Below are 21,634 nucleotides of genomic sequence, written 5' to 3' on the forward strand. Positions count from 1 at the left end.
GTGTCAGGGGGCTTTTGGGCCGAACTTCTGCTGGAACGATGCGATCACCTTCTCCGCCTGCGCCTGACTGATTTCCACAAGATCTCCGACTGCATTGCCCACTTCCCAGTGCTTGATCTCGCGTGTTGGATGCCATTGGAGGTCCCGGTGTAGGGCTTCGTCAACCTGGGTGCCGTTTTCCAGCACGCGTCGGCGTGCGAGCCCGCCAGGGCTTTCCGGGCTGTCGGGGCCGTCCAGAAGGACCATCGCGTAGTACTGCACATGTTCGTTCATCTAGGTGGGTTGACCTTCGTGAAGGAGGGGATGTCGCGTGCGCCTGGCGGCACCGGAACCGCGGAGAATACCTCCTCCTGATACCCTTCCCAGCGCGTGATCTCTTCAGGTGGAGTCGTCGGGTCCTCAATCTTCTCATAAGCGTCGTGTGTCGACTGCTTAGCCTGCCAGCTGCTGGGGGTGTGGAATTGCACCTCGAACAGTTGGCCGCTCTTCGGATCCCGCCACCTCGTATTGATACCCTTGTAGCTTCCCGGGTTGCTCCAGGAAGGCTTCTGCAGGATCAGCTCGTAACCTTGGTGCTCCAGCAGTTGTCTCGCTCGTGTCACCCCAGAGGTGTAGCGGTCATCAGAAAGGCTGAAGGTATACCTGATGCCGTCAGGGATGTTTCCTAACAGCTTGTCCAGCGGCAGATCAGGGCGCTCAGCGACCTGCTTGGCCAGCTTCTCTTTGAAGCGATCCTCACTCTTCAGTACGAATTCCGGATAGCCTTCCATCTTCGCGCCCAACTCCCCTGCGTTCATCCGCATGTTGGCCGACACGTCCTGCTCGGCCTGCCGTAATCCGGAGAACACCTCAGTCACTCGACGGTTGACCTCAGGCTCGAGCCGCAGGCCCTTCCATTCCCAACCTCCGTCAGCGGTGATCTTTGCTGCTGCCTTGCCCGCTCCAGCCACTTTGTCCAAAGCGCGGGAGGCTTGGTCGACTGCACGGGCCCCCTTTACAGCACCCGAGGCCGCGCCACTCGAACCCGCCGACGCCGCCGCCATGAGCATGTCCGGCACCAGCCGACCGAAGGCCCTGTCGGGGTTGGTGGCCCACGTGTCCCAGTCCAGCAGCGCCTTACCCAACTCGATCGGGTGTTGGACTCCATGCGCCAGGCCGCTGCCCAGGTCTTCAAGGTCTTGTGCCCAGCCCGCTGGATCCACGACAAGCCGGACGGTGGAATATGTGGAGGCCATGTCCACCAGACCACCTACGGCCTCCACTGCACCCTTGGCCATCTCCGCTGCCGAGAAGCCCGAGTTCTGATTGAGGTCGAGAGCGCGTTGGAACATCTGTCCCAACCTGTCCCCGACATCACCCATGAGCGGCAGCGGCTTACCGGGGGTAAAGGTCTCGGCGTCGACCGTTATGGCCCTTCCCCCTTGGAAGAGGTCCGGCCGTACCTGCTCCATCCGCTCCAACAGCAGCACGCGCTGATTGATCCCGGGGACTTGCTGGCCTGCCCACCCGGCTGCTTGCCGTACAGCATGTGCGGGGGTAACCGACAACCCAGCTTCCAGTAGGAGCCCCCACAACTCCTCCGCTGCTGCCTCCAGCGACGACTCGGCCCGGTGCAGCCTCCCCATCAGAGCCCTGACCCCGTCAGGCACCATGCCCTCTAAGTCGCTCATGGCTTACTGTGGTGCATCGGCCGGAGTGCGGGCCAGGAGCATACGTAGCTCACTGATCGCCGCAGTGAACGCCCCCATGACGGCCTGACGCTGCCCGGCCAGTTCCTGGCCGAATTGATCCGCAGCTGGTCCCGTCCAGACACTCTGCGACATGAGTGCCACAGCGCCATCGAGATCAGCCCTCGCCTGCTCCGCCAGCGCCTCGGCGCCTCGTAACGCCTGCTCCAGTTGCTCTCGTGTCATACACGACTCCCTCGCAAGCCGGACAACAATTGCACAATTACTCGAAGCATCAGGCAACCGAAGTGTCGGAATTGGTCTATCTAGAACACCCTGCTCAGTCCAGTGCTATGGCAGGGCGGCGGACATGGCTCATCCACAGGGCTGGTCCTGCTTGCTGAGCCACGCCAGCCGCACGGCGAAACCGGCGGGAATATCTTGCTCCGCAAGAAGCGCGCAAGAAATGAGCCCCGGTCAAGCCGGGGCCGAAAGCGGATTGATCAGGACTACCCGTCAACGCGTCGTTGGGCTTGGTATTCATATGCCCTGTTGACCGTCCATGCAATTGGCATAGCCCCGAAGCAGAACATCGACGCTGTGGCCGGCCCGCTTGGCGGGCTTTCTCTTGCTCGAACGGCGAGGCTTCTCCTCCGGGGCGTCGGCCATCACGCAGCGCTCCCACGCCGCGCGGTGACCGGCTCGACAAGTCCCGCCGAAATGAACGCCTCAAGGGCCGCCTCTGGAATGCGGACATTGCGCCCGAGGCGGACGCACGCGATGCGTCGCTCCTCGATCAAGCGGCGGCGCGCCGCGCCGCCGTACCCGGCCCTCTGCCGCCCGCCGGCCGGGCATGCGGCCTGGGGGCCGGTCCCGGACGGCGGCGGGATACCTGGCCGGCCGCCGCACACCTGCCGCGCCGTACCGACCGAAAGCACCAACCATGGACGCGCCGCCGCCTGCTTCCTTCGGCTACGGCGCTCGGCATACGATCTCCCGCCGTGACCGGTGACTTAGCGTATGGCGGCTGACTGACGATCATCTCTGCGGAGGCTCGAAGTCGACGAGGTACTCCGCGCTGATCGCACGCAGTTTGCTCCCTGCGGCAAGGGTCTCGTTGAGACTCAACGTGGTTGAGTCGACCTCGACAAGCCGGCGCCCGACCCTGGCGAACAGCACCATTCTGCCGTTCGCCTCCTTCTTGGACAGCCATCGATCCGCCGCCAGCCGCTCGCAGGACTCAGAGCCCCTTTCCCACGCCGTACACGCCTTGCGTGGATCCCCGCTGCTGCTGATACGGACGAATACGTCGGGCTCGCTCTGTCGGTCCTTGGCGTAGTCGAGTGCCAGGACGTCGTCGGAGATGGTCCATACGTTGACCAGTGTGCGTCCCGGGACTACGTCAGGCACCGCCAGGGGAAGGGACTCGTTGTAGGAGGCGATCAAGTCTTTGCGGAGTTGCTGTTTCCGAGCCGCCGTTCGCTGTTGATGGATCGTCGTCGTCGTGATCACGCACGCGCACACGACCACGGCCGCGATGACCTGGGGTATCAGCGACGCTGTACTCGCCAATCCCGCGGCGCTCGCATAACTCGCCATGGCCAGGACGGTGAATCCGAGCAAGGCCAGATGGGGACGGGGGCTCGGCACGGCCAGATCCACCGCGTTCTTCAACACCAACAACAACAGGGGCGCTAGCAACGCGCTGCGGATCGGATGCGCAATCCTCAGCATTCTGGCAAGCAGCCATCCGACGGGAACGACCAGCACTACGCCCACAGCCACCAAGGGCATGACCGTGTACGTCTCTATGTCGTCCTCGTACAACCGCGACACCGGATACCCGAGCCCAAGGCCTACCACCAGCCCAACACCAGCGCCCCGGACAAGATCCTTCCCCATGGGCCCACGATGCCATCCACCGATGTAGGGCACACGCCGAACCACTCAAATAGTGCTTATCGACGGCAGGCGGGATGGTCAGGCGGGCGAAGGTGTGCGCGTCCGCGCGAAGGTTCTCAAGCCGTGCCCGTCGTGTGCCCGCCAGGGCGGGGAACCAGGGGAACAGCGGGAAGTCACGGAGAACGCGATCAGTGCCGTGAGCTGCGTCTTCGCAGGTCGGGCATGATCGGTGTTCGTCTTTGCAAGCAAGATGTCGGGAGTTCGTATCTCCTTGGCTCCACTCGAGGTCAAACGCCACTACCCGTGATCGGGAAGTGGCCTTGTCGATCTTGTGGAGCTGCCAGGTACAGCTACGGCATCAGCTGTTCTCCAGGCGCTCGCTTTACTGCTGGGGGATGGGGAAGCCGTAGCGCTGCGAGATCTCATTGAGTGCCTCGATACATGCCGAGTGCGTGAACTCGCGGTCCGCCTCCTCGTGCCTGATCTTCACGCTTGCGTACGGCCTGTGCGGACACGGACCCCGCCTCAAAGTCATCTCATGCCAATCGCAGAGGCCCTTGCGCCCCTTCGTGTCTGGGTTGTGATTCTGCGGCTCGAAGGGCTTCGCCCAAATGACGATGTCTGCCATGACGCCGATCTTATGAGCTGTGAGTAACGGTGAAGTTGCGATCCGTTGATATGGGCGCCATCCCAAGCCGGCCAAGGCCGTCCCAGAGGGGAACGGCCTTCGTGATTGAGCCTGTTGCCCCATACGTTCCAACTGATCGAGTTGTTCTCCAAGGGAGAGGTCCTGTCCGGCCTGCTCCCGGTGAGCGACGGCCGATCATGGAGTACGGGGCCGACAGCTTCTGGCTGGGCCGTCGCGCTCGCCGTGCGTGAGAGGCGCGGGGGTTGCGCCAGTATTACCGCATGGACCATCAGAAACTTCGCGAATCGATCAGTGAGGCCTGGGCGACGGACGTGCTGCCCAGCCTCACCGGGTTGATCGAGATTCCGGCCGTGTCGTCCGCCTACGACGCCGCCTGGGAGGAGCACGGTCATCTGCTGGCCGCCGTCGAGCATGTGCGGGGCTGGGTGGCGTCGCGGGGCCTGCCCGACGCGCGGTGCGACGTCGTGCAGCTCGACGGCCGTGCCCCGCTCCTGTTCGTGGACGTGCCCGCGACGCCGGGCGCGGCGGCGACCGGGACCGTCCTGCTGTACGGGCACCTCGACAAGCAGCCGCCGCTGGGTGACTGGTCGGAGGGCCTGGGCCCATGGCAGGCGGTGATCCGCGACGACCGGCTCTACGGCCGCGGTGCCGCCGACGACGGGTACTCGGGCTACGCCGCCACGACCGCGCTGGAGGCCGTACGCGGGGCAGGCGGCGAACACGCGCGGGCGGTCCTGCTACTGGAGACTGGCGAGGAGTCCGGCAGCCCGGACCTGCCCGCGTACCTGGAGCATCTCGCCGACCGGCTCGGCGAGGTGTCGCTGGTGGTCTGCCTGGACGCGGGCGGCGGAGACTACGAGCGGCTGTGGCTGACGTCCAGCCTGCGCGGCGCGGTGCAGGCGACCGTCACGGTGCGCGTCCTCGAGACGGGCATCCACTCCGGGCTCGGGAGCGGCATCGTGCCGAGCTCGTTCCGTGTCATGCGCCGGCTGCTCGATCGGGTGGAGGACTCGGAGACCGGTGAGGTCAAGGTGGCCGAGATGGTGGTGCCCATCCCGGAGGAACGGCGGGCGGAGGCGGCGGCGCTCGTCGCGCTCCATCCGGAGGTCGCCGTGCCCCGGTTGCCGCTGCTGCCGGAGATGAGGCGAGTGTCCGACGATGACGTCGAGCTCGTCCTCAACAACACCTGGCGGCCGACCCTGTCCGTGACCGGCGCCGGCGGGCTCCCGGACCCCGCGGTGGCGGGCGCCGTGCTGCGGCCCTGGACCTCCTTCCGGCTGAGCTTCCGCCTGCCGCCCTCGGCCGACGCCGAGGCGGCGCGGGCCGCGCTGGAGAAGATCCTCACGACCGACGTGCCGTACGGGGCGCAGGTCGAGGTCGGCGACTTCATGGTCCTGAACGGCTGGCACGCGCCGGCGCCGGCCCCAGGGCTGGCCTCGGCGTTGCGGCAGGTCGGTGATCGCGTGTTCGGGAAGCCGTGCCAGAACATGGGCATCGGCGGCGGGATCCCCTTCATGGAGATGCTCGGCAGGCGGTACCCGCGGGCGCAGTTCGTCGTCACGGGCGCGCTCGGTGCGGACTCGAACGTGCACGTGCCGGACGAATGGCTGCACATCCCGTTCGCCGTACAGGTGACCGAAGCGGTCGCGCACCTCCTCGACGCGCACGCACACGCCGGTGGGCATGCCTGACCCGATCCGTCATGACGCCTGAACGGCGGCATCCAGGCCGACACCCCGTCCGGCTCGGCGTGCCGAGCCGGGGTCAGCTTCACCGGTCTCCGACGACCTCGACCTCCTCGCGCCCCAAGGCGGCGTGCCAGGCAGGTCACGCAGCAGCCGCCTGCCGGGCGTGGTGCCGTGGACGGATCTGCGGGAGGTCTCCGACGAGGACGATGCCAACGCCAACGGTGCCAAGGCGTCGAGCGAAGTCTTCGATGCCGTCACCTTGCGGAATCATGCCCCGAAGAAAGGGGAAGCTCGGATCAGATGCTGAGGCGGCTCGCCGGATGCATCCGACGACGAGAGCAGGACGGATCGCGATCGCTCGCTCTCCTAGCCAGTTGTCCGGCCGGGCGTAGGGGAGTGACACCATGAGAACGACTCCCGGCTACTCGGCTCGCTCGACTGCGAAGCTGAGGGGTGACCAGGCCATGCCCTCGTCGTAGGTCGGCTTGTGGCGCACGCGCCAGCGGAAGACGGTGCCGTCGACGGTGATGAGCCGTGAGCCCTTCTTCGGTATCGCCACAGCCGCCTCCAAGCTCTGTTCTTGTTCCGTCGCTGTTTCGTGGGGGATGGCGCAGTGCTCTGAGGGGCGCGGCACCAGAGGTCACGAGTCGGGGGCGCCGTGTACGACGGCGTGTGCCACCCGGCTGAAGTCTGACAGGGCGGGGTGTCGGGAATTGGGGGCCCACGCGAGAAAGACCGGCACCGAGGGCGCGTCGATCAGGGGAATGTAGACGATCTCGGCGTGCGGATGCAGGCGGGTGCTCGATGCCGGGGTGATGCCCACACCGTTGTTCGCGGCGATGTTGCTCTGCCAGTCATCGACCGAGCCGACCTCCGCGGCGACGCTCGGCCGTGCCTCGGCGTTCCACAGTTCGGGTGTCGTCGTGCCTCCGTTGCGGTGCACATCATCGCCGTCGTGCTGGGGACACAGCCGATCTTCACCACGCTGCTCACCCGTCCGGGTCATGACCGCCGATTCCGGACGGGGCTGCTGATCGGTCTCCTCGGTGTCATACTGACGGTTGGTCCGGCGTTCGGTTCGACGTCCCGGGCCAGTGAGACCGGCACGCTTTCGGGATTCCTTTTCGCCTTTCTCGCATTAGGGGCCATCACCGTCGCCACCATCGTCCAAGGCCGATCCGTGGGCGTGGGTACCTGGGCGGCACTGGCGATTCAATGCACCATCAGTTCGGCGGCGTTCGCCGTGATCACGGCGTGCACGGGTGGGCTGCACCTGACCAGTCATCCGGCCTTCTTCCTCGCGCTCGGCTGGATGATCGTGGTCGTTTCGGTCGGCGCAGCCGCATTGTTGTACTTGATGGTCGCGGCCGGTGAAGTCGCCCGGGTGACCAGCCTGTTCTACTGCGTGCCACCCGTCACCGCACTGCTGGATCTGCTGTTCTCCGGTACCGTCCTGACCGCTGTCGAGTTCGTCGGGATCGGCCTGGTCGTGGTCGCTGTCGCCCTTGTCCCGCCGACGGCGCGGCAGGGCCGTCGAAGCGACCTCGGCGACCGCGCCCTTCCCCTCCCTCGTCAAGCACCGTGAGGAGCGTCCAGCACGATGGGACCGAGGTCGGCGGCGGTCCGGGCCAGGGCCCGGATGGCCGGGTTGTCGATGCCGGACGGCCAGATCAGGGCGAACTGAAGAGCGGGAGCGTCGGTGAGGGGCACGAAGACGATGCCGGGAGGGCGGTTGTAGCGGGCGGCGATCTCGCCCAACGGGTGGACGCAGTGCCCGGCGGCGACCAGAGCGAGGATCTCGTGGAAGGTACGCGCGATGGGCCCCCGGGGGACCCGACTGCCGAGCGGCGTACGAAACGGAACCATTGACGCGACCCAGTAGTCAGGTGCACGAGGCCCGAGGTCGATGACGTGGTTGTCGGCGAGATCCTCCAGGGAGGCGCTGCCGCGTTCGGCGAGCGGATGGCCCTCGGCCACTGCCAGCACCCGGCCGCTGGTGAGCACGGTGGGCCCGACGGAGAGGTCCGGTTCGGCCACGGGCAACCACAGCACGTGCCCGTCGGCCTCCCCGGCCCGCAGCGCGGCGAACGGGTCGCCGCCGGTGACCTCGCTGAACTGCACGTCGCCGCCGGGGTGACGGGCGCGGAAGGCGTCCACGAGAGGCTGTAGCTCGTGCCCGGCGTGGCCGAACACGCCCAATCGGAGGGTGCGGTCCGTGCCCTGACCTGCCGCCTGGGCGCGGGCCAGGCCCTCCCGCAGCAGGTCGTAGGCCTGCTGCAGATCCTCGCGGAGCCGTCGGCCGATCGGGGTCAGCGCCACGCGCCGGCTGGTGCGGTCGAACAGCGCCGCGCCGATCTGCCGTTCTTGCTTGCTGATCGCCTGGCTGACACGCGCCTGGGACACGTGAAGCCGTTCGGCGGTGCGGCCGAAGTGCAGCTCTTCGGCGAGCGTCAGGAAGATCTCGATGTCCCGTAACTCCATGAATAACCCCCATGTTATGCATCGCCCCACGAACCTTACATTGATCGGCCTCTGACCTGCGCTGATGATGAACACGTCACCACCTGGAAGGTGGCGAAGCACCTCAGGAACACATCGACAAGGCAGGGATTCCGATGAGCGACATGCAGGCCGTCGCCGACCGCGTCGAGATCGAGGCGCTGCGCGGCGAGCTCACCGACGCGGTGATGATGCGCGACTACGACCGCCTCGCCTCGCTGTTCGTCCCCGACGCCGCCATGCGCTGGCCGCACATCGGCAAGGAGTTCCTCGGCAGGGAGCAGATCCGCGAAGGGGTCAGGTGGGGCCAGGGACTCTGGGAGTTCTTCGTGCAGAACGTCCACCCCGGCATCATCCGGATCGACGGCGACACCGCGACCGGCCGGGCCTACGTCCAGGAGTTCGGACGCATGCGCGACGGCAGCTCGCACCTGAACTTCGCCCTCTACCACGACCGCTACCAGCGCACCCGCGAAGGGTGGAGGTTCGCCGAGCGCGTCTACGAGGTCAGGTACCTCGACTCCACGCCGCTGCCGGGCTCGCCGCTCAACGCCTGATCCCCCCGACGCATCCAGGAGAGACCAGCATGACGACCACCTTCGTGCTCAGCGACCTGACCGGCGACTACACCCTCGACCTGGCCCGCACCCGGATCGGCTTCGTCGCCCGGCACACGATCGGCCCCGAGGTCCGCGGACGGTTCGACGACTTCGAGGGGCACGCACGTCTGGACGGCGGCGACCCGGCCAGGTCGGCCGTCCAGCTCACCGTCCAGAGCGCGAGCATCCAGAGCGGCAACCCGAAGCGCGACGAGTACCTGCGGGACAAGTACCTGAACCTCGCCGAGCACCCGGCCATCACCTTCACCTCAAGTGAGGTGCGGCAGATCGGCGCGACCGCCTTCGAACTCACCGGGGACCTGACCATCCGCGGCGTGCGCAACCCGATCACCGTGAACCTCGAACTGACGTCCGCCGAGCACGACCCGTCGGGCGACCTCCGGCTCCAGCTCAAGGGCGGCGCCACGATCAACCGCAAGGACTGGGGCGTGCACTGGTCCGCCGCCGCCGGCCTGGTGGCCGGGAAAGTGACGCTGGAGTTCGACGTGGCGGCACTCAGAAGGCCCTGACCGGCACGGCCCCGAGAAGAGAAAGAGAGATCGATCATGATCCTGGTCACCGGCGCCTCAGGAAACGTCGGCGCCGACATCGTCCACCAGCTCCTGGAAGCGGGAGAGCAGGTCCGCGTGCTCACCCGTGACCCCACCCGCCACCCGTTCCCCGACGAGGTCGAGGTGGTGGTCGGTGACCTGACCCGGCCGGACACGCTTCCCGCGGCGCTGACGGGAATCGACCGGGCCTTCCTGTTCCCCCTCCACGACGCCGTCGACGGCTTCCTGGAGGCGGCCAGGCAGGTCGAGCTGCGGCAGGTCGTCCTGTTGTCGTCGGCGGCCGTCACCTACGCCATACCCGGGCTGATCGGCGAGCAGCATCTGCGGCTCGAACGGGCCGTCGCCGCCTCCAGGGTGCCGTGGACCTTCATCCGTCCCGACTATTTCATGACCAACGACCTCAGCTGGGCTCGGCAGCTCGCCGAAGGGGAGGTCGTGCGCGGCGTCCACGGCAACGCGGCGGTACCCGCGATCGATCCCCGTGACATCGCCGCGGTCGCCGTCCGAGCCCTGCTCGACGCACGGGTCGGTGAGGCGTACCTCCTGACCGGACCGCAGTCGCTGACCCAGATCGACCGCGTGCGGATCATCGCGGAGACGGTGGGCCGGCCGGTGCGCTTCGAGGAGGTGCCACGCGCGCAGGCCCGGCGGCAGCTGGTCGGCAGCGGCATGCCCCCGCAGGTGGCCGACGCCTACCTCGATGGGCTCGCCGCGCTGGACGGCAGGACCGCCGAGACGTCGCCGACCGTCGAGGACGTCACCGGACGGCCGCCGTTCACCTACGCCCAATGGGTCGCCCATCGCGCGGCGGCGTTCAGCCTGTCCTGACACACCTGACGGAACGGGCCGCGGTCTTCGAGAGCGTGAAGCGGGCAAGGAGCACTTCGGCCGGCGCCCTCGCCCAGGAGGTCGCCGCCTTCGGCGTCAAGGTGACCCTGATCGAACCCGGCTCCTACGCCACCGAGGGGGCGGCGGGTGCCGTCCACGCCGACCCCGACCCGCTCTACGACGACACCCCATCCGGCCGGCTGACCAGCGCCGGGAAGCGACAGGCGGCGCAGCCGGTTGAGCTTGACGTCCGGCGGCCGCCGCTCACGGCTTCAGCGTGAGCCGCTTTCTCGACGTACCCGGGAACACGACGACCAGGTGTTCCTCTCCCGTCTCGCCGATCCGCACGTGGACACGGAGACGGTAGCCGCCCTTGCCCGCGATCGCCAGGTTCGGCATCGGGGCGCCCGCGCCCACCTCGCCCTCCCCCTTCTCGGGCACGGTGAGCCGGCCGCTGAGGCTGACGATCGGCACCTCGTCGACCTGATCCCAGCCGGCCGTGCGCCGTGGCGGCGCGGTACGGAGGGCCTTGACCGTGAGACACAGATCAGAGACGTCCTCGACATGCCCGATGAGCGCCGCGCTGCGAGACACCCCGATGCCGGCGCTGTCGTCGTAGCTCCTGTCCGTCGCCTGTTCCGCCGCCACTTCGGCGGCTTCGTCCGCGGGGTCGTGGACCAGGTAGCCGGGATCGCCGTCGACGAACAGGAAATAGTTGGCCGTGGCCTGGACGACCCCCTTCGTCCGGGGCCACGGATCGCGGCACTTCGCGTTCTCCTTGGCGATGTAGGCGTCGTGCGCCGCCTTGGTCTCCGCGGTCGACCGCAGCAGTTCGGGATTGGTCGCGCCGACGATCTCCGGGCAGACGTAGACGAGGTCCCACGGGGACGCGCCCGAGGCGGGCCGCGCGCTCCCGGCCCGCTTCAGGATCACCTCCTGCTCGTCACGGTCTTTGGCGCGGCACAGCGCCCGCCCGTACGCGAGGATCGCCTGGTCCGACAGGTTGTCCGGGAACATGGGCGGGATCCCGGCAGTTGTGCTGCGCGCCAGGCACAGGAACGTGGCGTCGCGTTCCGCGGGTTCGAGGTCGCCGAAGCTGGGCGGGTCGTAGCAGCCCGGCGACGTGCCGGTGTAGGTGCCGGTGTAGGTGCGGTACGCGTTCTGCTCCGGGTGGATCGCCGCGATGACCGGCAGCACGACCACGGCCGCCACCGCGACGCGGACCGCCCGCCGCCGCGCGGGCGGAAGATCCGCCAGGCGGTCGTCGGTGGGCAGTTCACGGGCGGTCGCGGCGAGCCAGACGAGGCTGACGAGCCCCACCGCGTCCATCACGACGGTCGTCGCCAGACTGCCGCCGAAGATCTCCGCGAAGAGCAGGTTGAGCGGGATCACCAACGCCCAGACGCCCACCGATGACCACCCGGCGATCAGCGTGCCGCGGCTCCACCGTCCGTCGCGCCACTGCCCGAGGACCGTGATGACGGTCGCCGCCGCTCCGCTCAGCATCAAGACCGGTCCGACGATGCCGCCCGAGCCGAGCTCCGGGAGGTCGAGCTCGTCGAGCAGTTCGTTGGCCATCCCGGTCAGATCGACCGCGAACACCGCCCCGGCCGCCGTGCGCAGCGCCCAGGACCGCCAGCGGATGACGAGCAGGTACAGGACGTTGATCGAGGTCCACAGCGCGAGCCGGAACGCCGCGCCGACCACGTCGGGGAGCAGCGCGATCGCGAACCACAGCACGAGCATGTACGCCACCGCCAGACACAGCAGCAGGCGCAGCGCCTTCGCCCGGCGATCCAGCGGGCCCGGTGCGGGGGCACGCAGGATCAGCCACAGGAGCACGGCCTTCACCGGGGCCGCCGCGAGCAGCGTCACCGTCGTCAGGGTGTCGAACCCGTCGGGCGCGTAGAACCTCAGCTGAGCCGGTGGCGACCATTCGACGGCCACCCAGAGCCAGGAGTCGCCGATCATCAGTCCCGCGACCGCCGCCGCAAGGACCAGACCTACCAATCCGATCCTGATAATTCGCCATAAACCGTCCGGCTGCACGGGACGCGATCTTAGCGCGGCATCGCCGTCGCCCGGTCTTCCGTGATGTAGGCGGTGGCGTCAGCTGATGGTCAGGGGGGCGCCTTCGGGGAGTTCGCCTGCTTGCCGCAGGACCTTCAAGGTCCGGGGTCGTGGCGGGTGGGGAGGTCGTGCTGGGCGAAGATGTCGATCAGGGCGCGGACCGGCATGCCGGCCTCCGTCGGGTAGCGGAAGCCGCGGTCGAGGTTGAGGCTGTAGTGGTTGCGGCGGCCCACGCGCTCGCGGTTGAGGTAGCCGCCCTCGTGCAGGTCGGAGACGATGCCCTGGACGGCCCGCTCGGTGATGCCGATGCGGGCGGCGATGTCGCGCAGCCGGGTCTCGGGATCTCTGGCGATCTCCATCAGGACGCGTGCGTGGTGGGTGAGGAAGGTCCAGGTGGAGGGACGGTCGTCGGGCACGCTGGCTGCTCACTTCACGGTCGGCTGCCGGGCAGGCGCAGAGGAGTTCGATCACTCACCACCATATAACGAACTCTCTTTCCGGTAATCAGCTTCAGTTCTCGGCCGGGCGGGCGCTACGGGGCGTCGTGGCCGGGGTGGTCGAGGCCGGACGCGAGCTGGCCGATGGCCGTGTCGATCTGCCGCGCGAGCAGGGCCGTGTCCGGCGGCCGGGCGGAGGCCGCGGTCTGCCGGAGCCACTGGTCCAGGACGACGCGGAGCGCCGTCAACGCGGCGGACGCGCACAGGAGGGGATAGCCGGTGTCGCCGGGCCGTCCGGGGGCGGGGTGGCCGATGTGCTCGGCGATCGCCTCGGCCAGGGCCTGCTCCTGCGCGGCCAGTACGGCCAGCTGCTGGGGCACCAGCGTGGGCGCCGCCCGTACGAGCTGCAGGGCCCGGACGTGGTCGCGGCCGGCGGCGTCGCTCTCGTTCATGACGGCCAGCACGGCCTCGCGGAACGCCCGCAGGACCGGCTCGGTGCGCGGCCGGGCCCTGAACCGGGCGATGAGCTCCTGGGCCGCGGCGGCCAGCGAGGCCACGACCGCCTCCTCCTTGCTGGAGAAGTAGTTGAAGAAGGTGCGCAACGCGATGTCGGCCTCGTCGGCGATCTGCTCGACGGTCACGTTCGCGACGCCGTGGCGCAGGGAGAGCCGGAGCGCCGCCTCGCGGAGGGCGGCGCGGGTGGCCTGCTTCTTGCGTTCGCGGCGGCCGACGGCCGGCGACGCGGGCTCCCCGCCGCCCGATGCGAGCTGAACCACCCCGGCCTCCTTCACCACGGTCCCCATTATGGGGTCCGGCCCGGTCAGGACCAGGTGACGGGCAGGGAGTGCACGCCGAAGATCAGCATCTCGTTGCGCACCGGCACCTGCTCGGCCGGGACGGCCAGCCGCAGGCCGGGCAGCCGCGTGATCAGCTCTTTGAGCCCGATGCGCATCTCGACCCGGGCGAGCTGCTGGCCCAGGCACTGGTGCACGCCGTGCCCGAAGGCCAGGTGCGGGACGCGGGCGCGGTCGACGTCGAACCGGTCGGCGTCGGGCCAGTGGCGGGGGTCGCGGTTGACCTCCGGCGTGGCGATCACGACCGTCGAACCGGCCGGGAGGTCGGCGCCGCCCAGCGTGACGGGCTCGGTCGTGACCCGGCTGACGCCGAGCTGGATGATGCTCAGGAAGCGCAGCAGCTCCTCGACCGCGTTGTCGACGAGGGAGGGGTCCTCCCGCAGGGCGGCGAGCTGGTCGGGATGCTCCAGCAGGGCGAACGCGCCCAGGCCCAGCATGTTGGCGGTGGTCTCGTGGCCGGCGCCGAGCAGGACGAGGGCGACGTCCACGAGCTGGGCGTCGGTCAGCGGCGGGTCGGCCTCGTGGACGAGCCCCGACAGCAGGTCGTCGGCCGGTTCGGCACGCTTGGCGGCCACCAGGCGCTGCATGAACGCGTACAGCTCGGCGCCCGCGACGGCCCGCTCCTCGGCGGTGGAGTTGGCGTTCAGCCCTACGGAGGTGCGTTCCTGGAACTCGGCGCGGTCGGCGTAGTCGACGCCGAGCAGCTCGCAGATGACCAGGGAGGGCAGCGGCAGCGCGAACGCCGGCACGAGGTCGGCCCGCGGGCCGGCCGCCCGCATCGCCTCGATGTGCTCGACCGCGATCTCGGTGACCCGCGACTCCAGCTCCCGCATGCGACGGACGGTGAACTGGCCGGTCAGCAGCCGGCGGATGCGCGTGTGCTCGGGCGGGTCCATGAACACGAAGAAGCCGTCCTCGCGGCTCTCGACCGGCGGGCCCGGCTGGAGGGTGCCAGCCGCCTGCTCGGCCACCTCGTGCGGCTGCAACGACGTGGCCTCGCGGTGGCGGACCCGGTCGGCGCTGAAGCGGGCGTCCGACAGGACGGTGCGGGCCTCGTCGAAGCCGGTGACCAGCCACGCCTGGGCGCCGTTGAGCAGCCGCACCGGCTGGACCGGGTCCTGGCCGCGCCGCTCCCGCAGGCCCGGCGGCGGGTCGAACGGGCAGCGGCCGCGCTCGACCAGGTCGGCGGGCAGGATGCGGCGCATCGCCGTGGGGCCGGCGCCCGGGGAGTCGTCGGTCAGGCTGGTGTCGCTCATCGGCACGTCCTGTTCTCTCGGATGCGGCCGTTCCACCCTACAAAGATGCATGACGCGCATCAATGCACGCCGTGCACGGCGACCTGGACGCGGGATCAAGGTGTGGACGCGGGCCCACGGGGCAAAGGCACGCATCCAACAGAGACGACGGCCCGGGAGGACAGTGATGACCCGACAGCCCGCACGAGCACCGGTTGCGGGGACGGCGTGAGCGGTAAGGGTTCGCAGGAGGCCACCTACGCGGCGCTGGCCGCCAACCTGGGGATCGCCGTCACCAAGTTCGTGGCGTTCTTCTTCACCGGCTCGTCCTCGATGCTCGCCGAGGGCATCCATTCCTTCGCCGACTCCGGCAACCAGGGGTTGCTGCTGCTCGGCCAGTCCCGCGCCAAACGCGGACCCACCCCCGACCACCCCTTCGGCTACGGGCGCGAGCGGTACTTCTACGCCTTCCTGGTCTCGGTGGTGCTGTTCTTCGGCGGCGGCCTGTTCGCCCTGTACGAGGGCTACGAGAAGATCAGCGACCCGAAGCCCCTGGAGAGCTGGCCATGGGCGATCGGCGTGCTGGTGGGCGCGATCGTCATGGAAGGGCTGTCCCTGCGCACGGCGGTCCGCAACGCCGACCAGGCCCGCCGCGGCCGGTCGTGGACGCGTTACATCCGCGAGGCCAAGGCCCCCGAGCTGCCCGTGGTCCTGCTGGAGGACACCGCCGCGCTGACCGGGCTGGCCTTCGCCCTCATCGGGGTCACGCTCGCGCTGGTCACCGGCAACCCGGTCTACGACGGCATCGGTTCGATCGCCATCGGCGTGCTCCTGATCATCGTGGCCATCACGCTGGCCACCGAGACCAAGAGCATGATCATCGGCGAGTCGGCGTCCCCGGAGGTCCAGCGGGCCATCGAGGAGGCCCTGCGCGAGGACGACGCCGTCGCCTCCTTCACCCGCCTGCGCACCCTGCACCTGGGCCCGGAGGAGCTGCTGGTGGCCGCCCGCGTCACCGTCGCCGAGCAGGGGGACGAGGTGGCCGAGGCGCTGGCCGAGACCGAGCGGCGCATCCGCGAACGGGTCCCGATGTCCACGGTCGTCTACCTTCAGCCCGAGTCCTGACCCGCGGCCGTCCACCGCCGGACCCACGCGCGGCCGTAGTCGTTGCCGTGCGGCGTGCGCAGCACGGTGTGGACGTGGAACGGCTTCGGCGTGTCGTAGTCGAGGAAGACGCCGCAGTGGTGGTCGAGTTCGGCGACGATCACCGGTGACTGCAGCCGGTAGTAGAAGACGTCGCCGGGCGCGTGGCCGCCGATCCAGCAGAACCAGGTCTCGTCCAGGTGCGCGGCGATCTCCCGCAGCCGGGTGGCGCGCGGGCCGGGCGGGAGCAGGCCGGCGAACGACTCGGCGACGGCCAGCGCGTGCTCCCTCGCCGCCGCGGGCATGGCGGCGACCCGAATCCCTTCGTACGGGATCACGCGGTTGTCCTGGAACGCCCCGGCCAGGTGACGTTCGTCCCCGGGGTGCACGCGTCCCTCGGGCATCGCCGGATCGACCATGCGCTCGTACACGACGGCCTGCCGGCGCTGCTCCTCGGGCAGGGCGGCCATCAGCCGCAGGCCGAGGGCGACTCGGTCGGCGAACAGGTCACGCAGGCCGGCGTGCGGACCGGCGTCGATCTCGTCCGGCTCGGCGCCGAGGAACACCGGCGACAGCGCCATGCGGCCCTCGACGACCAGGCAGTTCAGGGCGCAGTGGTGGCCGTAGAGCTGCCAGCCCCAGGGGGCCCGCAGGTCGGGGGTGCCGTAGAGGGCGAGGTTGTAGCTGAACTCGTTGAGCACGGTCTCCAGGCCGACGACCTCGCCGAGGAAGCCGTTGACCCGCATCACCGCGCGGACGAGCCGGTGGCCCTCGGGCGAGAGCGAGGCGCCCACCAGGGCCAGCGCCTTCTCCCTGACGACCGGCGGCCGCAGGTCCAGCCGCAGGCCGGTGTCGAACTGCATGAACTCGGGGTTGGCCCAGGTCTGCCACTCCACGGCGTCGACCTCGTACGAGAGGCGTTCGCGGCCCTCGTCGTCGAGGCAGGCCAGCAGGTCGCGGGCGGCCGACACCATGGCGGCGACCGGGGCCTCCTCGCCGGGCGCGGCCGGTGTCAACGGGTGCAGGCCGTCCCTCAAGGCGCCGTCCTCGGTGACGCCGCGGAAGTCGTTCCCGTACAGCGGGGTCCAGCCCTCGATCAGGCCGCCGGTGAACGTGCCCGGCGTCCTGGCCAGCTCGCGGTAGGCGTAGGGGTCGAGGCCGCGGACGCCGGCCAGCCGCGGGTGGTCGTGCGGGAACAGGTACTGGCGGTACTCGCCGGGCATGCGGGCCCCTTCGGTCTGTCTCAGGTGGTGGTGTTGTGCCGGGCGACGGCGGCCCGTACCGCGTTCTCGTCGCCCGCGGCGATCGCCTCGACCAGGTCGGCGTGGGCCTGGTAGCGCTGCTCGCGGTAGCCGGCGCCGGCCGCGTCGTCGGGGCTCGGGGAGGTGGCGCCCAGATGGCCGAGGGTGCCGGTGTAGACGGCGCGGGCCATGGCGTTCGGGCTGATCGCGGCGATGCGTTCGTGCAGGGCCCAGTTGGCGCGGACGAAGGCGTCCCAGCCGGGCGCGGCGCGCAGCCGTCGCAGCAGGCGGCGCAGGTCGGCGACGTCCCGGCGGGTGCGATGGCGGGCGGCGCCGACGTCGATCAGCTCCTCCAGGTGGTCGCGCAGCTCGATGGCGTCGGCGACCGTGCCCGGCTCCTCCGCGACGCCCAGCAGGGTGTGCCGCAGCCGCACCACCGGACCGGGGTCGGCGACGAACAGCCCGCCGCCGCGCCCCGGCCGGATCTCCAGCACGCCCCGGTCGCGCAGCAGCCGGACGGCCTCGCTGACCGTGGCGTAGCCGAGGCCCGTCTCCGCGCGCAGCGACTCCAGCGTGCCGACCGGTTCGCCGGGCGTCAGCCCGCGCGACCTGATCCGGTCGTCGAGCGCGGCGGCCAGCCGCTCGGCCCGCGTGAGCGCGCCCTGTCCGGGGGCGGACGCCGGTTGTCCGGGCGAGGAGAGGTAGGGCATAGTCCGGATCCAACCACAAAACCTGCGAACCTTTGGAAGGTTTTCGCGGCCTTGAGGAGATGAACGATGAGGATCGTCGGGATCCGCCGGAACGCCCCGGAAAGGGCCGTTGAAAGGGCCGTTGAAAGGGGCGGCGGGGTAGAAGTGGGTGCGTTGTCGGACGACGGCGCCGAGGTCGCCGTGCTGGCCCCGCTGGAGCGGTTCTGGGCCGGCGCGGCCGGGTTCCTGTCCGGCGAGCCGGCCGGTGAGCGGGTCCCGGCCTCGTCGGTCACCTTCGTGCCGCCGGTGCTGCCGCAGGCCCGGGTGATCTGCGTCGGTCTGAACTACCTCAGGCACGTCGCCGAGGGCTCGTACGCCGGGGAGGGCGTGCCGCCGCACCCCACGCTGTTCGCCCGCTGGACGCGGTCGCTGACCGTGGACGGCGTCCCGGTCCCGGTGCCCTCCGGCGAGGACGGCCTGGACTGGGAGGGCGAGGTGGTCGCGTACGTCGGCGCGCCGCTGGTGGACGCGGACCCGGAGGAGGCGCTGGCCGCGGTCGCCGGCTACTCGGTCTTCAACGACCTGACCGCGCGCAGGGCGCAGAAGCTCACCAGCCAGTGGATCCTCGGCAAGAACGCCGACCGTTCCGGCCCGCTCGGCCCGCTGGTGCCCGCGTCCGAGGTCGGCGACCTGCGTGACGGGCTGCGGGTGCGGACCCGGGTGAACGGCGAGGTGGTCCAGGACGGGCGTACCGACGAGATGGTCTACGGCGTCGGCGACACCCTGGCCCTGATCTCGCGCACGTTCACGCTGCGGCCCGGCGACCTGCTGGCCACCGGCACGCCCGCCGGGGTCGGCTACGCGCGCACCCCGCCGTGGCTGCTGCGGCCCGGCGACGTCGTCGAGGTCGAGGCCGAACGCCTCGGCCGGGTGCGCAACCCGATCGTCGGGAACGACGCGCGGGCGCTGCCCGAGACGGAGGGGTGAACCCGGCCGCGATGGCCGACACTGGGGTGGTGGAGACACGACCTGTCCGGGGCGGGGCGGCACGGCCGGGGCACCGGCTGCGCTTCGGCCCGGCCGCCGAGGGCATCGAGCGGCTGGCGGCCTCGCTCGTCGGCGAGGCGTTCGCGCCCCACCGCCACGACACGTACGCGATCGGTGTCACGCTCGCCGGCGTGCAGACCTTCCGTTACCGCGGCGAGCTGCGGCGATGCCTGCCGGGGGAGTGGCACGTGCTGCACCCCGACGAGCCGCACGACGGCGCCGCGGGCACCGACGCGGGCTTCGGCTACCGGATCTTCTACGTCGACCCGTACCTGGTCCAGGAGGCGCTGGGCGGCCGGCCGCTGCCGTTCGTCGCCGACCCCGTCGTGCGGCCGGAGGGGATGTCGCCGGCCCTTCTGGCGTGGCTGCGGCACCTGGACGAGCCCCTGGAGGAACTGGCCCGGCTGGAGGTCGCGCTGCTGGTCGCGGCGGCGCTGGAGCGTCACGCCGACGTCCCCGCCCGGCGGCGGCGCGGCGCCCTCGCGTTGGAGGCCCTGACGCGGGTGCGCGAGCTGATCGCCGCCGACCCCGCGACCCGGCACCCGGTGGCCGTGCTGGAACGCGTCTCGGGGCTCGACCGCTGGACGATCGCCCGCCAGTTCCGCGCCGCCTTCGGCACCAGCCCCACCCGGTTCAGGACGATGCGCCAGCTGGACCTGGCCCGGCGGGCGATGCGCGGTGGCCTGCCGCTGCCGGAGGCCGCGCTGCGGGCGGGCTTCGCCGACCAGAGCCACCTGACCCGCATGTTCAAGCGCGCCTACGGGCTCACGCCCGGCGAGTGGACCGCCGCCCTCACCTGAGGCCCGTCGGTCCTGGCCTCGATCGCGCGCACGACGGCCGCCATGTCGAGCGTGCCGTGCCCGAGCGCCAGGGTCTCGGCGAACAGCTCGTGGCAGACGTCCAGCAGCGGCGAGGCCACGCCCGACGCCCGCGCCGCCTCGGCGATGAGCCGGTTGTTCTTCAGCACGTCGGCGACGGCGGCCTGGGCGGCGAAGTCGCCGTCCAGCAGCTTGCGGGCCTTCGACCGGGACACCTCGCTGGCCATCGGGCCCGAGTGCAGCGCGTGGGCGAACGTCTCCAGGTCCAGGCCGTGCCGGGCGGCGAAGTGCGCGGCCTCGGCCAGGCCGCTGACCATGGTGATCAGGAAGATGTTCACCGCCAGCTTCATCAGCAGCCCGCCGGGGACCTGGCCGCACGCGATCACCTCGGAGCACATCGGCGCGAGCAGGGGGCGTACCTCCTCGACCGCCGCGGGCTCGCCGGCCGGCATCGCCACCAGCCGCCCGGCCTCGGCCGGGCCGCGCGAGCCCGACACGGGCGCCTCGACGTAGTCGCCGCCCGCCGCCCGCACCGCCGCGCCCAGGTCCGCCGAGTACGCCGGGGACGTCGTGCCCATGTGCACCACGACCCGCCCCGCGACCATGGACGCGAACCGCGGCGTGCCGCGTCCGAGCACCGCGTTCACGGCGGCCTCGTCGGCCAGCATGAGCAGCACGACCCGGGCCGCCTCGAACACCTCGGCCGGGCTCGCCGCGACCCGCGCGCCGGCCGCCCGCAACGGCTCGCACCCGGCCGCCGTACGGTTCCAGACCACGACCGGCGTGCCCGCCCGCACCAGGTTGAGCGCCATGGGCCGTCCCATGATGCCCAGTCCGATGAATCCCGCTCCGGCCATGCGCCCGACCTCCCGCTCCACGCGTGCCGCCGCCAACCGTTGTAGCCGGGCGGACGGGCCCCGGTCTTGAACGGTTGTGCGGCCCCGGCCGCCGTCAGGGCGTGGTGACGTCGAGGTCCTCGCTGGAGACGCCGAGCACGCCGTCGATGTCCAGCAGCTCGGCGACCAGCTCCCTGACCACCCCGGAGCCCTGGACGACGAGCCAGATCGAGACCGACCGCGGGTCCTTGCCCTCGTGCTCGCGTTCCATGGTGAGCTCGGCGATGACGAAGCCCATGTCGCTGCACAGGGAGAGCACCCGCCGGAGCGCGCCGTGGCGGTCGAGGTAGGTCAGGTGCAGGCGCGACTGGGCGTACTTCGAGCGCGGCAGCCGGGCGCTGAGCGGGGTGAAGGCGAACAGGACCAGGAAGTGGCCGGCGGTGACGGCGATCGCCAGCAGCCACAGGCCGGCTCCGGCGGCCATGCCGACCGCGCAGGTCAGCCAGACCACCGCGGCGGTGGTCAGGCCGCGCACCGCGTCCCGCCGGACGAAGATCAGGCCGCCGCCGATGAACCCGATGCCCGACACGATCTGCGCGGCCACCCGGGAGGGGTCGAGCGTGACGTGCTCGCCCAGGACGTCGGCGAAGCCGTACTTGGACACCAGCATGATCAGGGCCGAGGCGAAGCCGACCAGCGTGTGGGTGCGCAGGCCGGCGCTCTTCTGGCGGATCTCGCGTTCGAGCCCGATGGCGGCCGACAGCAGCAGGGCCAGGCCCAGTTCGCCCAGCTGGGTCCATCCTTGCCCGGCCAGCGCCGTGGCAGCGAGAACCGTCCCCATTTGCCCAGATGTCCCCGGG

At 70.2% G+C, this 21,634-nt stretch carries 24 protein-coding genes; 9 read left to right on the forward strand and 15 right to left on the reverse strand.

The genetic code is table 11. The features are described 5' to 3' along the window. Positions 1–3: 3 nt before the first annotated feature. The 4 genes from AB0J97_RS10875 to AB0J97_RS10890 form a co-directional block, all read right to left on the reverse strand. The gene (locus AB0J97_RS10875; RefSeq protein ID WP_357693840.1) at positions 4–273 is read right to left on the reverse strand and encodes a hypothetical protein; all 270 of its coding nucleotides are present in this window, start codon (positions 271–273) and stop codon (positions 4–6) included. Next, positions 270–1,469 carry a hypothetical protein gene (locus tag AB0J97_RS10880; RefSeq protein ID WP_364086979.1) on the reverse strand — a complete coding sequence of 400 codons (1,200 nt, stop codon included), beginning with the start codon at positions 1,467–1,469 and terminating at the stop codon, positions 270–272. Before AB0J97_RS10880 ends, AB0J97_RS10875 begins: the two co-directional genes overlap by 4 nt. 204 nt (positions 1,470–1,673) lie before the next feature. Next, the gene (locus AB0J97_RS10885) at positions 1,674–1,913 is read right to left on the reverse strand and encodes a hypothetical protein (RefSeq protein ID WP_364086981.1); all 240 of its coding nucleotides are present in this window, start codon (positions 1,911–1,913) and stop codon (positions 1,674–1,676) included. A gap of 792 nt (positions 1,914–2,705) precedes the next feature. Further along, entirely contained in the window at positions 2,706–3,569 is an 864-nt protein-coding gene (locus tag AB0J97_RS10890) for a hypothetical protein (RefSeq protein WP_364086983.1), read from the reverse strand. Positions 3,570–4,478: 909 nt separating this feature from the next. Between AB0J97_RS10890 and AB0J97_RS10895 the strand changes: the two genes are divergently transcribed. Further along, a complete protein-coding gene (locus AB0J97_RS10895; RefSeq protein ID WP_364086985.1) occupies positions 4,479–5,909 on the forward strand; it encodes a M20/M25/M40 family metallo-hydrolase in 1,431 nt (476 codons plus the stop codon). A 418-nt stretch (positions 5,910–6,327) separates the two neighbouring features. On the opposite strand, the gene AB0J97_RS10900 is transcribed toward AB0J97_RS10895, so the two are convergent. Next, the gene (locus AB0J97_RS10900; RefSeq protein WP_364086987.1) at positions 6,328–6,465 is read right to left on the reverse strand and encodes a hypothetical protein; all 138 of its coding nucleotides are present in this window, start codon (positions 6,463–6,465) and stop codon (positions 6,328–6,330) included. A gap of 81 nt (positions 6,466–6,546) precedes the next feature. Continuing rightward, positions 6,547–6,849, reverse strand: a complete 303-nt coding sequence (locus AB0J97_RS10905) for a LysR substrate-binding domain-containing protein (protein ID WP_364086989.1) — start codon at positions 6,847–6,849, stop codon at positions 6,547–6,549. On the opposite strand from AB0J97_RS10905, the gene AB0J97_RS10910 reads away from it, so the two are divergent. Further along, complete coding sequence (locus AB0J97_RS10910) at positions 6,844–7,491, forward strand: DMT family transporter (protein WP_364086991.1); 648 nt, start codon at positions 6,844–6,846, stop codon at positions 7,489–7,491. The two genes, AB0J97_RS10905 and AB0J97_RS10910, sit on opposite strands and share 6 nt — an antisense overlap. On the opposite strand, the gene AB0J97_RS10915 is transcribed toward AB0J97_RS10910, so the two are convergent. Beyond that, entirely contained in the window at positions 7,479–8,387 is a 909-nt protein-coding gene (locus AB0J97_RS10915; RefSeq protein WP_364086993.1) for a LysR substrate-binding domain-containing protein, read from the reverse strand. The genes AB0J97_RS10910 and AB0J97_RS10915 overlap by 13 nt on opposite strands. A 134-nt stretch (positions 8,388–8,521) precedes the next feature. Here AB0J97_RS10915 and AB0J97_RS10920 point away from each other — a divergent pair, with 134 nt between their 5' ends. The 4 genes from AB0J97_RS10920 to AB0J97_RS10935 are packed head-to-tail and all read left to right on the forward strand — an operon-like array spanning position 8,522 to position 10,685. After that, the gene (locus AB0J97_RS10920; RefSeq protein WP_364086995.1) at positions 8,522–8,962 is read left to right on the forward strand and encodes a nuclear transport factor 2 family protein; all 441 of its coding nucleotides are present in this window, start codon (positions 8,522–8,524) and stop codon (positions 8,960–8,962) included. A 29-nt stretch (positions 8,963–8,991) separates the two neighbouring features. Beyond that, positions 8,992–9,534: a YceI family protein gene (locus AB0J97_RS10925; protein WP_364086997.1), complete on the forward strand. Its 543-nt coding sequence runs from the start codon at positions 8,992–8,994 to the stop codon at positions 9,532–9,534. Between the two features lie 36 nt (positions 9,535–9,570). Beyond that, the gene (locus AB0J97_RS10930) at positions 9,571–10,404 is read left to right on the forward strand and encodes an NAD(P)H-binding protein (RefSeq protein WP_364086999.1); all 834 of its coding nucleotides are present in this window, start codon (positions 9,571–9,573) and stop codon (positions 10,402–10,404) included. 35 nt (positions 10,405–10,439) lie between these two features. Continuing rightward, entirely contained in the window at positions 10,440–10,685 is a 246-nt protein-coding gene (locus tag AB0J97_RS10935) for a hypothetical protein (RefSeq protein ID WP_364087001.1), read from the forward strand. Here AB0J97_RS10935 and AB0J97_RS10940 read toward each other — a convergent pair. The 4 genes from AB0J97_RS10940 to AB0J97_RS10955 form a co-directional block, all read right to left on the reverse strand. Beyond that, the gene (locus tag AB0J97_RS10940; RefSeq protein WP_364087003.1) at positions 10,669–12,453 is read right to left on the reverse strand and encodes a hypothetical protein; all 1,785 of its coding nucleotides are present in this window, start codon (positions 12,451–12,453) and stop codon (positions 10,669–10,671) included. The two genes, AB0J97_RS10935 and AB0J97_RS10940, sit on opposite strands and share 17 nt — an antisense overlap. A 116-nt stretch (positions 12,454–12,569) precedes the next feature. Further along, positions 12,570–12,890: a helix-turn-helix domain-containing protein gene (locus AB0J97_RS10945; protein WP_357693814.1), complete on the reverse strand. Its 321-nt coding sequence runs from the start codon at positions 12,888–12,890 to the stop codon at positions 12,570–12,572. Between the two features lie 116 nt (positions 12,891–13,006). Further along, entirely contained in the window at positions 13,007–13,687 is a 681-nt protein-coding gene (locus tag AB0J97_RS10950) for a TetR/AcrR family transcriptional regulator (RefSeq protein WP_364087007.1), read from the reverse strand. Positions 13,688–13,731: 44 nt separating this feature from the next. Further along, on the reverse strand, positions 13,732–15,021 hold the full coding sequence (locus AB0J97_RS10955) for a cytochrome P450 (RefSeq protein WP_357693810.1): 1,290 nt from the start codon (positions 15,019–15,021) through the stop codon (positions 13,732–13,734). Positions 15,022–15,228: 207 nt separating this feature from the next. Here AB0J97_RS10955 and AB0J97_RS10960 point away from each other — a divergent pair, with 207 nt between their 5' ends. Next, positions 15,229–16,125, forward strand: coding sequence for a cation diffusion facilitator family transporter (locus tag AB0J97_RS10960; RefSeq protein ID WP_364087012.1), 897 nt, complete (start codon positions 15,229–15,231; stop codon positions 16,123–16,125). On the opposite strand, the gene AB0J97_RS10965 is transcribed toward AB0J97_RS10960, so the two are convergent. Further along, positions 16,110–17,366: a DUF3500 domain-containing protein gene (locus tag AB0J97_RS10965; RefSeq protein ID WP_364087014.1), complete on the reverse strand. Its 1,257-nt coding sequence runs from the start codon at positions 17,364–17,366 to the stop codon at positions 16,110–16,112. The two genes, AB0J97_RS10960 and AB0J97_RS10965, sit on opposite strands and share 16 nt — an antisense overlap. Positions 17,367–17,386: 20 nt before the next feature. Beyond that, a complete protein-coding gene (locus AB0J97_RS10970; protein WP_364087016.1) occupies positions 17,387–18,094 on the reverse strand; it encodes an FCD domain-containing protein in 708 nt (235 codons plus the stop codon). A 144-nt stretch (positions 18,095–18,238) separates the two neighbouring features. Between AB0J97_RS10970 and AB0J97_RS10975 the strand changes: the two genes are divergently transcribed. Next, entirely contained in the window at positions 18,239–19,060 is an 822-nt protein-coding gene (locus AB0J97_RS10975) for a fumarylacetoacetate hydrolase family protein (protein WP_364087018.1), read from the forward strand. A 29-nt stretch (positions 19,061–19,089) separates the two neighbouring features. After that, positions 19,090–19,920 (forward strand): AraC family transcriptional regulator, encoded by an 831-nt coding sequence (locus AB0J97_RS10980; RefSeq protein ID WP_364087020.1) that lies wholly within the window; start codon positions 19,090–19,092, stop codon positions 19,918–19,920. On the opposite strand, the gene AB0J97_RS10985 is transcribed toward AB0J97_RS10980, so the two are convergent. Beyond that, positions 19,878–20,795: an NAD(P)-dependent oxidoreductase gene (locus tag AB0J97_RS10985; RefSeq protein ID WP_364087023.1), complete on the reverse strand. Its 918-nt coding sequence runs from the start codon at positions 20,793–20,795 to the stop codon at positions 19,878–19,880. The genes AB0J97_RS10980 and AB0J97_RS10985 overlap by 43 nt on opposite strands. Before the next feature lie 94 nt (positions 20,796–20,889). After that, positions 20,890–21,615 (reverse strand): MgtC/SapB family protein, encoded by a 726-nt coding sequence (locus AB0J97_RS10990; protein ID WP_357693796.1) that lies wholly within the window; start codon positions 21,613–21,615, stop codon positions 20,890–20,892. Positions 21,616–21,634: the final 19 nt, after the last annotated feature.

The organism is Nonomuraea sp. NPDC049607, assembly GCF_040675375.1.
GTDB lineage: Bacteria > Actinomycetota > Actinomycetes > Streptosporangiales > Streptosporangiaceae > Nonomuraea.